This window comes from Streptomyces sp. PH9007 (genome assembly GCF_059813725.1).
The window spans coordinates 5089607-5101911 of the sequence record NZ_CM187440.1 but is presented as its reverse complement, the minus strand read 5'-3'; the positions used below and the strand labels follow the sequence as shown (position 1 = coordinate 5101911).

The following is a 12305-nucleotide window of genomic DNA, read 5'->3' as shown; positions in this document are numbered from 1 at the left end:
GCTCATGGAAGGCTTCATTGCACTTCTCCTTGAGTCGTGCCTGGTGTCGTGGATGTCCGGTGGGTCGGTGGCGTCGCCCTCGGCGGCGTTGCCCGTCGGTGGCGTCGCCGGGTCAGTAGCCCGCGATGTCGGGCCAGCTCAGTTCGACGCCCTGGGCGGTCAGCCGGTCCTGGAAGGACGCCAGTTGCGCCGGGTCGTTGCGCACGGCGCGCGGGGTGGTGGACTGCTGGAGACAGTGGGCGGCCAGGGTTCCGGCGGCCTCACCGATGTTCCATTCGACCGGGTGCAGGCGGTAACAGCCATTGGTGATGTGGGTGGTGCCGATGTTCTTCCCGGCCGGCAGCAGGTTCTCCATGCGGACCGGGATCAGCGCTCCGAGCGGGATGCGGAACGGGCTGGCGGCGACGTCGATGTAGTTGTCGCCGCCGGTCGAGGGGTGCAGGTCGATGCGGTACATCCCGACGCCGACGGTGTCGTGGTAGGGGACGGCGCCCCGGTCGCCGCGCACCGCCACGGACAGGTCCTGTTCCACGACGGTGTACTCGGCGGCGATCCGCCGCGACTCGCGGTAGTACGGCGCCTGTGCCAGGCCGTCGGCCGAACCGGTGATGTCGCCGCGCAGCCGCAGCCCGGGGAAGCCGGTGCCGCCGTCGGGGCGCGGTGCCTCGGTCTGCAGCCAGTACAGCACGCTGTACGACAGTTGCCGGGCCGCCGCCAGCCGGGCCGCCGCGTCCGGGACGTCGATGACCGGGGCCAGGAAGTAGTCGATCATCGGCCAGTTGACCAGGCAGATGTCGCTCTCGTAGGCGCCGGGGGTGAAGTTGCGGCGGGCCGCGATGCGGCGGAACGTCCACAGGTTGGCGTCGCCGCCGGACAGCCGCTGGTCGGCGACGACCGCGTCCGGGTCGTCGTCCGGGTTGGGGGTGAAGCTGCGCGTGCCGGTTTCCAGGGTGCGGGGGTTGGGGGTGTTCCAGCCGAGCAGGTTGCCGCCCCAGAAGTCCGTGCGGAACTCCCGCCAGAACCCGTAGTCGGCGGGCCGGTCGATGGTGTGGTCGCCGTCCACGTGGTCGACGGCGAAGCAGACCGAGACGGCCTGCATGTTCATCGGCTGGGCCTCGGCGGGGGCGCTGGGTTCGCCGGTCACCTCGCGCGACTCGAACCCGGTGACGTACTCGGTGCCGGTCAGCGGCAGCAGTTCGCCGCTCTCGGTGGCGTCGATGACGTACCGGCCGGTGACGGTGATCTCCTCGCCGCCGTCCCGGTGGGCGAGCCGGACGGCGCTCACCCGGTCGCCTTCGGTCTCCGCGCCGACCGGCCGGTAGGGCTGGAGCACCCGCAGCCGCCCGCTGCCTCGGTGGGGGGCGAGCATCTCCTCGATGACGGCGACGGCCACGCGCGGCTCGTGGCACAGCCGGCTGACGTGCCCGGCGCCGGGGTTCAGGTCGCGGCGTGCCCTGGCCCGCGGCGTCAGGGGGTAGTTGCGGCGGTAGTACGCGCGGATGCCGTCCCGCAGCTGCCGGTAGGAGGCGGTGACGCCGAACTGCTCGACCCAGGAGTGCTCGTCCGGCGGTACGGCCTGGCTGGTCAGCTGGCCGCCGAGCCAGTCGTACTCCTCGGTCAGGATGACCCGTTGGCCGGCGCGCAGGGCGGTGAGGGCGGCGGCGACGCCGCCGAGGCCGCCGCCGACGACCACGAGGTCGGTGTCCAGTTCCGTCATGTCTCGCCTCTCATCAGGGGGTACGGGTGTGCGGGTGCAGCGGGGTCCTCGGGGAGGGGTGGTACGGGGCGGGCGCGGGGTCATCCGGGCGGCGGTGCGAGGCTCGCGCCCCGGTGGCTCGCGCAGCCGAGCAGACGCTGCGTCGCGGTGCTCTCCTCCTCCAGCAGGGCGCTGAGCACCTCCACGGCCTGCCGGCCCATCTCCCGGCGGGGGATGCGGAATCCGGTGAAGTCGATGTCGGCGGTGGCCGGCCAGGTCGGGTCGCCCAGCGCCACGATGGAGATCCCGACCGGTACCGGATGCCCGAGTTCGCCCAGCCGGTCGGCCAGTTGCTGGCAGTCGGCGGGCTCCTCGACGAACAGCGCGGTCACGCCGTCGGCGAGCAGCCGAGGCAGCCGGGCGATCAGCTCGGCGGTCTCCCCCGCGAGTACGGTGCCCGTGGCGCCGGTGGCGGTGAGCGCGGCGGTGAAGCCGTCCCGCCGGTCACCGCGCGACTCGGCCCGGCTGCCACTGCCCAGGTAGGCCAGCCTCCGGTGTCCGCTGTCCACCGCCTCGGCCACGAGTGCGGCGACCGCGCCGGGGTAGTCGGCACCGACGTAGGGCACCGGGCCGCCGGCGTCCGCGCGGCGGCCGACCGAGACGAAGGGGTAGTCCTCGGCCACCAGCCGGGCCAGTTCGCCGGAGTCGGTCTCCCTGCCGAGCAGGATGCAGCCGTCGGCGAGCCGGAAGCGGTTGCCGTCGTGGAAGATGCGCCGCCGTCCGTCCACCACCGGGGCGCTGGTCAGCAGCAGCAGATCGCAGCCGAGTTGTTCGGCGCTCTCCTCGATGCCCGCCAGAAAGGGCTGGTAGAAGTCCCGGGTTCCGCTGGGGAAGACCGCCTCGTAAGTGAAGACACCGATGATCCGGTTGCGCCGGGCGACCATGCGCCGGGCCACCGGGTCGGCCACGTAGCCGGTCTCGGCGATGGCCTCCAGCACCCGTTCCCTGGTCTCCGGCGCGATCCGTACCCCGGCGTCGAGCCGGTTGTTCAGCACCAGGGAGACCGTGGTCTGGCTGACGCCGCTGATCCGGGCGATGTCCTGCTGGGTCACCCGGCGGCGGGGTCCGGTCACGGCCGCCTCCTCTCGACTGCCATCCATGGCGCCATGGTTGAGCCGCACGGCCTGTCCATCATCACTAATACGTATTAGTGGCCGGTGCGTTCCGCCATGCTGCATTCCCGGCCGAGGGCCGTCAAGAAGGTAATTCGTATTAGCACCTTGACGCTGCCGCGGGCGACGCGGAAGCTGTGCTGCCATCGGCTCCCCGAGCGGGAGGACCGAGCACCACCGTCGTCAGCCATCGGCACATCCCCTGTACCCCGCCCCTGTCACTCCTCTCACTCTGGAGTCGTCATGACGGACGAAGTGAGCCCCTCCCCCACCACCCCCCTGAGCCGCCGCAACCTGCTGCGCGGCACCGCGGCGCTGGGCACCGCGACGGCGGCCGGCGGGCTGCTCTCGCTGGCCGGGGCCTCATCCGCCCAGGCGGCCGTCCCCGGTTTCCCCACCTTCAGCCACTACGGCGTGGTGCTCGACAAGAGCCGGCTGAAGTACAACCCGAGGAACGAGCTGATCTTCCCCTCCGTGCGGTACGTCGCCGGCCGGATCGCCAACCCGCTGGGCCGCTGGTACATGTACTACGCCCCGCACGACGCCCCCGGCGGGATCTGCCTGGCCTACGCCGACACGGTCACCGGCCCGTGGAAGGAGTACCCGAACAACCCCATCATTCCGCGCACCTGGGCGAGCTTCGACGTCTCCCACGTCTCCAGCCCCGACGCCTTCTACAACCCCGCCGACCGCAAGATCTACCTATTCTTCCACGGCGAGAACCACACGACCCGGGTGGCGAGTTCGTCCGACGGACGCAGCTTCCAGTACCACAACAGGGTGGTGGGCACCTACATGCTCCCGGGCGTCAGCGAGACGTCCTACGCGCGGGTCTTCCCGCACCCGACCAAGTCGGACATGTACATCATGCTCTTCATGGGCAACCACGGCGGCACCCGCAAGATCTACATCGGCTGGTCCCAGTCGCTGACCTCCGGCTGGCAGGTCAAGCCGAACCCGCTGATCTCGCCGCGGGCGGGCGAGGGCGGTCAGCTCTCCGGGGCGCACTACTGGTCACGCAACGGCGGCGGGCACGTGGTGTACCACTCCGGCGCCGGGAACATCCATGTCGCCCGGGTCGGCACCGGCTTCGACCGCGAGGACCACCTCGGGGTGCTGTACGACTCCCGGTCGGCCGCCCCGGACAACGGACGGGCCGCCGCGCCCTCGTTCGTCGAGGCGGACGGACGGCTGCACATGTTCTACGAGGCAGGACAGCGCGGCTCGACCAACATCGCCCTGGCCCGCGCCAACTGATCCCACGCGAGTGGGGCTCCCCCGGCCGGGGAAGCCCCACTCGTCAACACGCGATTCAGCCCTGGGTCGCCAGCGCGTACGGCTCCAGCAGCGCACCCAGCTCCGGGTGGACCCGCGCGGTCAGCAGCGTGCCCTCACCGGTGTGCTCCTCGCGGAGCACCTCACCCTCGGAGTGCACCCGCGAGACCAGCGCACCCTCGGTGTACGGCACCAGCGCCGCCACCTCCACGTCGGGGCGCGGCAGCTCGTCGTCGATCCACGCCAGCAGCTGCTCGATGCCGAGCCCGCTGTGCGCCGACACGGCGATCGCCCGCCGCTCCGCGCGCAGCAGCCGCTGGAGGGTCAGCTCGTCGGCGGCGTCGGCCTTGTTGATCACCACGATCTCCGGCACCTGGGTGGCACCGACCTCGCGGATCACCTCGCGCACGGCCGCCAGCTGCTCCTCGGGCACCGGATGCGAGCCGTCCACCACGTGCAGGATCAGATCGGCCTCGCCGACCTCCTCCATCGTGGAACGGAACGCCTCCACCAGGTGGTGCGGCAGGTGCCGGACGAACCCCACCGTGTCCGCCAGGGTGTACAGCCGCCCGCTGGGCGTCTCGGCCCGGCGCACCGTCGGGTCCAGGGTGGCGAACAGCGCGTTCTCCACCAGCACCCCGGCGCCGGTCAGGCGGTTCAGCAGCGAGGACTTGCCGGCGTTCGTGTATCCGGCGATGGCCACCGACGGCACATGGTTGCGGCGCCGCTCGCCCCGCTTGATCTCCCGGCCGGTCTTCATCTCGGCGATCTCCCGGCGCATCTTCGCCATCTTCTCGCGGATGCGCCGCCGGTCGGTCTCGATCTTGGTCTCACCGGGACCACGGGTGGCCATGCCGCCACCGCCGCCGCCACCCATCTGCCGCGACAGCGACTGACCCCAGCCGCGCAGCCGGGGCAGCATGTACTGCATCTGGGCGAGCGAGACCTGCGCCTTGCCCTCACGGGACTTGGCGTGCTGGGCGAAGATGTCCAGGATCAGGGCGGTGCGGTCGACCACCTTGACCTTGACGACGTCCTCCAGCTTGATCAGCTGGCCGGGGCTGAGCTCACCGTCGCACACGACGGTGTCGGCGCCGGTCTCCAGCACCAGATCACGCAGCTCCTGCGCCTTGCCGGAGCCGATGTAGGTGGCCGGGTCGGGCTTCGTGCGGCGCTGGGTGACGCCCTCGAGCACCTGCGCGCCCGCGGTCTCCGCCAGCGCCGCCAGCTCCGCGAGGGAGTTGTCCGCGTCCTGGGCGGTACCCGAGGTCCACACGCCCACCAGCACCACGCGCTCCAGGCGCAGCTGGCGGTACTCGACCTCGGTGACGTCCTCCAGCTCGGTGGACAGCCCGGCGACGCGGCGCAGCGCGGCGCGCTCCTCGCGGTCGAACTGCTCTCCGTCCCGCTCTTCGTCGAAGGTGCTCCAGTCCGCGTCCTCATCCATCAGGGCGTCGGCCCGGCGGCTCGCGGCGGGGCGTGAGTTTTCCTGAGGAAGGGATGAAAACGTCAATGCGATCCTTAGTCGTTTCGGCGAAGCGGCTGTGACAGCCGTCTGGATGTCAACAAGAACGCCGGGGCACTTCGGAAGATTCCCGCTTTCCCGGACGGGTCCATAGTGGCACGGCGGGATCGGAGCGTCACCCGGTTTGCGGCGCGCCGCTCAGCGCCGCGGCCGGGCCGCCCGCGAGACGTCGTACACGCCGGGCACCTCGCGCATCGCGCGCATCAGCCGGGGCAGCCCCGAGGCGTCGGGCAGTCGCAGCGTGTAGGTGTGCCGTACCCGCTGCTGGCGCGGCGGCTCCACCTCGGCCTGGAGGACGGCGGCGCCGTGCGCGGCGAGCGCCTCGGTCAGGTCGGCCAGCAGGTGCGGACGGCCCAGTGACTCCGCGTACAGGGTGACGCGGCAACCGACGGACGGTGACCGCCAGCCGACCTCCAGCGCCCCGCGGCCGGCACCGGTCATGCGTACCGCGGTCGGACAGCTCTCCCGGTGCACGGTGACGGCACCGCCGCTGACCAGGAAGCCGCGCACCCGGTCCGGCGGGACCGGGGTGCAGCAGCGCGCCAGCCGCACCGGGGCGCCGGGGGCCTCCGCCACCAGCGCCACGGGCTCGGGGGCGGGCTCGGTACGGCTGGGGGCCGGGGCGGCCGGGGACCGCGGGGCGGCGGCGGCCGGCGCGGGGGCGGGGCGTTGCTCGGCCGTCCGGGGCGACTGAGGCGGCTCCCCCTCCAGGCGGCGCCGGATCGGGATCCGGGCGGCGGGCGTGGTCGCGTACTCCAGCCATTCGGCGGCGGGCCCCGCGCCCGGACCCGGATCCGGGTCGAGCAGCAGCCGTACGGTGTCGCCGTCGCGCAGCACGGTGCGCAGCGTGGCCAGCCGGCCGTTGACCCGGGCGCCGATGCAGGTGTGGGCGAGCTGCCCGTGCCGGGCGTAGGCGGCGTCCACGCAGGTGGCTCCGGCGGGCAGCTGGAGGGGTCCCTCGTCGTCGGCCTCGGCGAAGACGGTGATCTCGCGGTCCTGGGCCAGCTCGGCGCGCAGTGAGGTCCAGAAGGTGTCCGGGTCGGGCTCCTGCCGCTGCCAGTCCAGCAGCCGGGAGAGCCACCCGGGGCGGCCGGGATCGGCCCGCTCGCCGTCCTCGCCCGCGGTACCCGGTGCCTCCGGCTCCCCCGCGCGGTGCGGGTCGCCGAGCGCGATCACGCCGGCCTCGGCGATCCGGTGCATCGCGTGGGTCCGCACCAGGGCCTCGGCGACCAGCCCGTCGCGGTCGGCGAAGGCAGTGTGCAGGGAACGGTAGAGGTTGAACTTGGGGGCCGCGATGAAGTCCTTGAACTCCGAGACCACCGGCGTGAAGCAGGTGTGCAGCTCGCCCAGCACCCCGTAGCAGTCGGCGTCCTCGGCCACCAGGATCAGCAGCCGCCCGAAGCCGCCGGGGCCGAGTCCGCCGCGTTTGAGCAGCGCCCGGTGCAGCGAGACGACGTGACGGGGCCGGATCATCACCTCGGCCGTGATCCCGGCGTCCCGCAGGATGTCGCGGACCTGATCGGCGACCCCCTCCAGCGGCTCGGGGCCGGCGCGGTGGGCACGCAGCAGCTCCAGGGCGTGCGCGTGCTCGGCGGGGTGGAGGATGGCGAAGACCAGGTCCTCCAGCTCGGTCTTGAGCGCCTGCACGCCGAGGCGCTCGGCCAGCGGGATCAGCACCTCGTCGGTGACGCGGGCGATGCGGGCCTGCTTCTCGGGACGCATCACCCCGAGGGTGCGCATGTTGTGCAGCCGGTCCGCGAGCTTGATCGACATCACCCGCACATCGGTGCCGGTGGCCACCAGCATCTTGCGGAAGGTCTCGGGCTCGGCGGCGGCGCCGTACTCCACCTTCTCCAGCTTGGTGACGCCGTCGACCAGCAGCTCCACCTCGGCGCCGAACCCCGCCCGCACCTGGGCGAGGGTCACCTCGGTGTCCTCGACGGTGTCGTGGAGCAGGGAGGCCGTCAGGGTGGTGGTCTCGGCGCCGAGTTCGGCGAGGATGAGCGTGACGGCGAGCGGGTGGGTGATGTACGGCTCGCCGCTCTTGCGCATCTGGCCGCGGTGGGCGGACTCGGCGAGCAGATAGGCGCGGCGCAGCGCGTCGATGTCGGCGCGCGGATGGTGGCGGCGGTGCACCTGGGCGATGTGCTCGATCGCATCGGGCAGCCCGTGCCGGGGGGCCGAGGGCCCGAAGACGGCGGCACGCCCGAGCCGGCGCAGTCTCAGCACGTCGATCCGGTGGCCGCGCCGTGTCCTGGCGGCCTTGCTCGGTCCGATCGCCTCTGCACTCAAGGGGCACCTCCCGGCTGCGTCACCGGACCGCGTGGCTCCCGTGACAATCCCCTCAGCGGCGCCGGTGCTTGATGGTACCGAGCTGATCACCCCCGCCCGCCCGCCCGTTGCCCCTTCCCGCCCGGATCACCCGTTCGAGCGACGAATGTCCCGGCCAACCTGTCCGAAATCCAGCCCCTTGCCGGGGAGTTGACGGGGCGTGTGGGGGCAGGGAGGGGCGGGGCCGGGGTCACGGAAGCCGGCGCGAACGGCTCTCACCGCGCACCGGGAGCGCGGGCCCGAGCGCGCGGCGGGCCACGGTCAGTGGCCGGGAAGGGCCACCGTGCCCTCAGCCACGATCTCCGCCGGGCCCGTCATCGTGATGTCGCCGTCCGGGTGTTCGGTGATGTGCAGGGTGCCGCCGGGGACGTCCACCGTGTACGCGGCCGGCTCGCCGTCCAGCACGGGGTTCAGTCCGTCGCGCCGGGCGGTCGCGACCATCACCGCGCAGGCGCCCGTCCCGCACGAGCGGGTCTCGCCCGAGCCGCGCTCGTGCACCCGCAGCGCCACATGCCGGGGCCCGCGATCCACCACGAACTCCACGTTCGTCCCGTGCGGATACACCTCCGCCGGCCGCACCTGCGGCGGGCTCAGCAGCGGACCGGCATCCGCCAGCGCCGTCACGAACGCCACCGCGTGCGGGTTGCCCATGTCCACGTGGCGCGCGGGCCACGACCGCTCCCCGACCCGCACCGTCACGGAGTCGCCGTCCCCGCCGGGCAGCCGGGCGGCGCCCATCGACACGGTCAGCGGACCGTCCCCGGCGACCCGTACCCGCCGCACCCCGGCCCGGGTGGCGACCGGCACCTCGCCGTCCTTCACCAGCCCGGCCCGCTGCAGGTAGCGCACGAAGACCCGTACGCCGTTGCCGCACATCTCGGCGACGCTGCCGTCCGCGTTGCGGTAGTCCATGAACCACTCCGCCTCGTCCGCCAGCTCCCGTGCCTCCGGGTGGGCGGCGGAGCGCACCGCCCGCAGCAGCCCGTCGCCGCCGAGCCCGGCGCGCCGGTCGCACAGCCGGGCGACCTGGGCGGCGGACAGGTCCAGCACGCCGTCGGGGTCGGGAATGATCACAAAGTCGTTCTCCGTGCCGTGGCCCTTGAGGAACGGTACGGACTGCCGTGCGGTGCTCATCTGCCCGATCGTATCGGCCGGGCCCCGGCCCCGCCGTTCCGGCTCGGCGGCGCCGCTCAGCGCAGCAGCGCCACGCGGCTGACCGCCAGCGCGGCGAGCAGGGCGAAGCCGAGCCCGTAGAGCGTGATCAGCCGCCAGTCGGGGCGGCGCCCGGAGCCCCGGGCGGGCAGCCCCGGCAGGGTGTAGCCGACCCGCAGGGCGGCCATCATGCCCAGGCCGGCGGCGCTGCATCCGATGAGCAGGCCGGTCATCGCGACGACGGCGCCGCCGTCGTCGAAGGTGAAGGCGAGCGGGAACGCGAACATCAGGGAACCCAGCAGGCCGAGCAGCACGATCGGCACGATCTGCAGGGCGCGCAGCCGCCGGGGCGGGCGCAGTTCGCCATAGGACTCGGCGCGGTCGCCGCTCTCCTCCGGGGTGTCCTGCGGCCGCTGCGGCGCCGCGGGTTCGCCGGCGCGCGCCGGCACCGGCTCACCCCGGTGCTGCCGGGGGATGTCTCCGGTGGTTCCGTCTGTCTCGCGAGGGCCGGCCTCCATTGCCACGTGCCCTCCTAGCTGAACGGTATTCACGGCTGCGGCATCGCTCGATGATGGCACGGGAGGCGGCCGGGACCGGCCTCATGGAGCGTCCCGATGCCATCACGTGATCAGGATGTGACCGTCCGTTCGAGCAGCTCCCAGGCCCGCTCCTCCAGGGGCGTGCCGGAGGCGTCCGGGGCGGCGCTCAACCAGCGCACCCGGGCGTCGCGCCGGAACCAGGTCTCCTGGCGCCGGGCGAAGCGCCGGGTGGCGCGTACCGTCTCGGCGCGCGCCTCCTCCTCCGTGCACTCACCCGCCAGCGCCGCCAGCAGTTGCTGGTAGCCCAGCGCGCGGGAGGCCGTACGCCCCTCGCGCAGTCCGGCCGGTTCCAGCGCGCGCACCTCGTCGACCAGGCCCGCCGCCCACATGCGGTCCACCCGGGTGGCGATCCGCTCGTCCAGGGCGGGGCGGTCGGTGGTGATGCCGATCTGGAGCGCCCGGTAGTGGCCGGTCTCCTCGTCCGGTCCCGGCAGATTGGCGGTGAACGGGCGGCCGGTGATCTCGATGACCTCCAGCGCGCGCACGATCCGCCGGCCGTTGCCGGGCAGGATCGCGGCGGCGGCGGCCGGATCGGCGGCGGCGAGGCGGGTGTGCAGGACGCCGCTGCCGCGCTCGGCCAGCTCCGCCTCCAGCCGGGCCCGTACCGCCGGGTCGGTCCCCGGGAACTCCAGCTTGTCCAGCGCGCCCCTGACGTACAGTCCCGAGCCGCCCACCAGGACGGGGGTGCGGCCGGCCGCCAGCAGGCGGTCGATCTCGGCGCGGGCGAGCCGCTGGTACTCGGCGACGCTGGCGGTGACGGTGACGTCCCAGATGTCGAGCAGCCGGTGGGGCACTCCCCCGCGTTCGGCCTCGGACAGCTTGGCGGTGCCGATGTCCATGCCCTTGTACAGCTGCATCGAGTCGGCGTTGATCACCTCGCCGCCCAGCCGCCGGGCGAGGGCGGTGCCCAGGTCGGACTTGCCGGCGGCGGTCGGGCCGACCACGGCGATGACCTGGGGGGTTGGGGCTGCGGTGTTCATCCGGTGCAGTCTCGCAGACCACCGGGCGACACCACGAATGAGCGACGTGACGTGATGCGGCCGGGGTCGTTTGCACCTCGGGGGCATGCCAGGGACACACGGAAGATCAGGAGCAGCTCATGGGTGTGGTCAGCAAGGTTTTCGGCCGTTTCCGCCGCCCGACGGACGAGGCGGGGCAGGCGTCGGCGACCGCCCCGGACGCCGGGGCGGCGGAGGCGCAGGACACGGCGACGGCGGTGGTGGACGTGGTGGCGGCCGCGGACACCACCGATGCCCCGGAGACGGACCGGGGCGCCGGGCAGCCGGGCGCCGCGGACGCCGTCGACATCCCGAAGCAGACAGCGGCCGGCGAGGCGGCGGATAATGAGGCGGACGAGGGCGCTCGTCAGCAGCAGTAGGCAGCACGTCGAGAAAGCAGGTGGCCGGGATGGGCTTCATGGACAAGCTCAATGTCGACAAGCTGAAGCAGACGCTCAGCCAGAACCGCGACAAGGTCGAGATGGGTCTGGACAAGGCCGCCGACGCCGTGGACTCCCTGACCAAGGGCAAGTACAGCGACAAGATCGACAGCGGCACGGACAAGGCGAAGGACGCCCTCGGCAAGCTCGGGGACGACGAGGACGGCAAGGACCAGGGCAAGGGCGCCAAGAGCGGCTCCTGATCACCGCCTTCGCGGTGCCGGTACGGAGCAGGCCCGGGACATCCGTCCCGGGCCTGCTCCGTTCGCGTTCACGACCAGGTGGCGACGAAGTAGCCCACGCCGTACGGGGCCTCGTCGTACAGCAGGGCGCCGCCGAGGCCCGCGCCCCGGCCCGCGCCCGCGAGCAGCTGCCAGCCCGAGCGGCCGGCGACCCGCAGTTCGCGGGCCAGCTCGGCGTCGAGCCCGTCCAGGGCCGCGGTGTCGGCCCGGCCCAGCGCGGCGGCGGCGTCCGCGTCGAACGCGGCGGCCCGCTCGTCGAAGGCGCCGGGAGCCTTGGGGGTACGGCACGCGCTGCCGTCCCCCATGATCAGCAGCGCGAGCCGTTCGGTGCGGGTGGCCAGCTGCGCGCCGGTGTCGGCGCAGGAACGCCGCTCCAGCGTCTCGCCGATGCCGAGCCCCTCGGCGGGGGCGGCGTTCCAGCCCTGCTCGGTCAGCAGCCAGGCCGCCACGGCGAGGGAGGGCGGCAGTTCGCGGCCGTCCTCGGGTGCGGGGACGGCGGCCCGGCCGAGCCGGACGCCGAGGTCCACGCCGAAGCCGTGGAAGGAGCCGGGCGAGCCCTCCGGGTACGCCCCGCGCGCCTCGCTCAGCGCGGGGCCGACCACCACGAGCCGCGAGGGCCGGGCCGCGGCCAGCACCCCCAGCGCGTCGGCGCAGGCGGCCCGCGCGCCGTCCAGCTCCCCGGCGGCACCCCCCGCCACCTCGGGAACGAGCAACGGCGGGCAGGGGCACACGGCGGCGGCGACAAGCATGCCGGTCAGCCTAGCGGCGGCGAGGAGCGCTCACCGGAGTCCCACACCAGCTCCCGCGCCACGAACCGGCACGGGTACGACGTCCCCATGGCCCCCGTGAGCGCGGCGTCCCACCAGCGTGACGGG

General features: G+C 73.3%; 11 protein-coding genes. 3 read left to right on the top strand and 8 right to left on the bottom strand.

Annotation, left to right across the window (positions count from 1 at the left end; genetic code table 11):
* Window positions 1–112: 112 nt before the first annotated feature.
* Together ACTFAP_RS23545 and ACTFAP_RS23540 are read right to left on the bottom strand one after the other, a co-directional pair.
* Window positions 113–1717 carry an FAD-dependent oxidoreductase gene (locus tag ACTFAP_RS23545; RefSeq protein ID WP_500467327.1) on the bottom strand — a complete coding sequence of 535 codons (1605 nt, stop codon included), beginning with the start codon at window positions 1715–1717 and terminating at the stop codon, window positions 113–115.
* Window positions 1718–1797: 80 nt separating this feature from the next.
* The gene (locus ACTFAP_RS23540) at window positions 1798–2856 is read right to left on the bottom strand and encodes a LacI family DNA-binding transcriptional regulator (RefSeq protein WP_500467326.1); all 1059 of its coding nucleotides are present in this window, start codon (window positions 2854–2856) and stop codon (window positions 1798–1800) included.
* 255 nt (window positions 2857–3111) lie between these two features.
* Between ACTFAP_RS23540 and ACTFAP_RS23535 the strand changes: the two genes are divergently transcribed.
* Window positions 3112–4125 (top strand): glycoside hydrolase family protein, encoded by a 1014-nt coding sequence (locus ACTFAP_RS23535; RefSeq protein ID WP_390125784.1) that lies wholly within the window; start codon window positions 3112–3114, stop codon window positions 4123–4125.
* A 55-nt stretch (window positions 4126–4180) separates the two neighbouring features.
* Here the strand turns inward: ACTFAP_RS23535 and hflX are convergent, their stop codons facing one another.
* The 5 genes from hflX to miaA form a co-directional block, all read right to left on the bottom strand.
* Entirely contained in the window at window positions 4181–5656 is a 1476-nt protein-coding gene (gene hflX, locus ACTFAP_RS23530; protein ID WP_030730146.1) for a GTPase HflX, read from the bottom strand.
* A gap of 150 nt (window positions 5657–5806) precedes the next feature.
* The gene (locus ACTFAP_RS23525; RefSeq protein ID WP_500467325.1) at window positions 5807–7960 is read right to left on the bottom strand and encodes a RelA/SpoT family protein; all 2154 of its coding nucleotides are present in this window, start codon (window positions 7958–7960) and stop codon (window positions 5807–5809) included.
* A 300-nt stretch (window positions 7961–8260) separates the two neighbouring features.
* The gene (gene dapF, locus ACTFAP_RS23520) at window positions 8261–9133 is read right to left on the bottom strand and encodes a diaminopimelate epimerase (RefSeq protein WP_436978393.1); all 873 of its coding nucleotides are present in this window, start codon (window positions 9131–9133) and stop codon (window positions 8261–8263) included.
* A gap of 56 nt (window positions 9134–9189) precedes the next feature.
* Window positions 9190–9669 carry a hypothetical protein gene (locus tag ACTFAP_RS23515; RefSeq protein ID WP_500469546.1) on the bottom strand — a complete coding sequence of 160 codons (480 nt, stop codon included), beginning with the start codon at window positions 9667–9669 and terminating at the stop codon, window positions 9190–9192.
* A 110-nt stretch (window positions 9670–9779) separates the two neighbouring features.
* Window positions 9780–10730, bottom strand: coding sequence for a tRNA (adenosine(37)-N6)-dimethylallyltransferase MiaA (gene miaA, locus ACTFAP_RS23510; protein ID WP_500467324.1), 951 nt, complete (start codon window positions 10728–10730; stop codon window positions 9780–9782).
* A 119-nt stretch (window positions 10731–10849) separates the two neighbouring features.
* On the opposite strand from miaA, the gene ACTFAP_RS23505 reads away from it, so the two are divergent.
* Both ACTFAP_RS23505 and ACTFAP_RS23500 read left to right on the top strand, forming a co-directional pair.
* Complete coding sequence (locus ACTFAP_RS23505; RefSeq protein ID WP_500467323.1) at window positions 10850–11128, top strand: hypothetical protein; 279 nt, start codon at window positions 10850–10852, stop codon at window positions 11126–11128.
* Between the two features lie 38 nt (window positions 11129–11166).
* Window positions 11167–11391 carry an antitoxin gene (locus ACTFAP_RS23500; RefSeq protein ID WP_390125797.1) on the top strand — a complete coding sequence of 75 codons (225 nt, stop codon included), beginning with the start codon at window positions 11167–11169 and terminating at the stop codon, window positions 11389–11391.
* 68 nt (window positions 11392–11459) lie between these two features.
* Here ACTFAP_RS23500 and ACTFAP_RS23495 read toward each other — a convergent pair whose 3' ends face one another.
* A complete protein-coding gene (locus ACTFAP_RS23495; protein WP_500467322.1) occupies window positions 11460–12179 on the bottom strand; it encodes a class III extradiol dioxygenase subunit B-like domain-containing protein in 720 nt (239 codons plus the stop codon).
* Between the last annotated feature and the right edge of the window lie 126 nt (window positions 12180–12305).

Coding starts and splice junctions, on each gene's coding strand:
- ACTFAP_RS23515 (WP_500469546.1), bottom strand. CDS start 9,669: ATGGAGGCCGGCCCTCGCGAGACAGACGGAACCACCGGAGACATCCCC.
- ACTFAP_RS23540 (WP_500467326.1), bottom strand. CDS start 2,856: ATGGATGGCAGTCGAGAGGAGGCGGCCGTGACCGGACCCCGCCGCCGG.
- ACTFAP_RS23545 (WP_500467327.1), bottom strand. CDS start 1,717: ATGACGGAACTGGACACCGACCTCGTGGTCGTCGGCGGCGGCCTCGGC.
- ACTFAP_RS23500 (WP_390125797.1), top strand. CDS start 11,167: ATGGACAAGCTCAATGTCGACAAGCTGAAGCAGACGCTCAGCCAGAAC.
- ACTFAP_RS23495 (WP_500467322.1), bottom strand. CDS start 12,179: ATGCTTGTCGCCGCCGCCGTGTGCCCCTGCCCGCCGTTGCTCGTTCCC.
- miaA (WP_500467324.1), bottom strand. CDS start 10,730: ATGAACACCGCAGCCCCAACCCCCCAGGTCATCGCCGTGGTCGGCCCG.
- ACTFAP_RS23535 (WP_390125784.1), top strand. CDS start 3,112: ATGACGGACGAAGTGAGCCCCTCCCCCACCACCCCCCTGAGCCGCCGC.
- ACTFAP_RS23505 (WP_500467323.1), top strand. CDS start 10,850: ATGGGTGTGGTCAGCAAGGTTTTCGGCCGTTTCCGCCGCCCGACGGAC.
- dapF (WP_436978393.1), bottom strand. CDS start 9,133: ATGAGCACCGCACGGCAGTCCGTACCGTTCCTCAAGGGCCACGGCACG.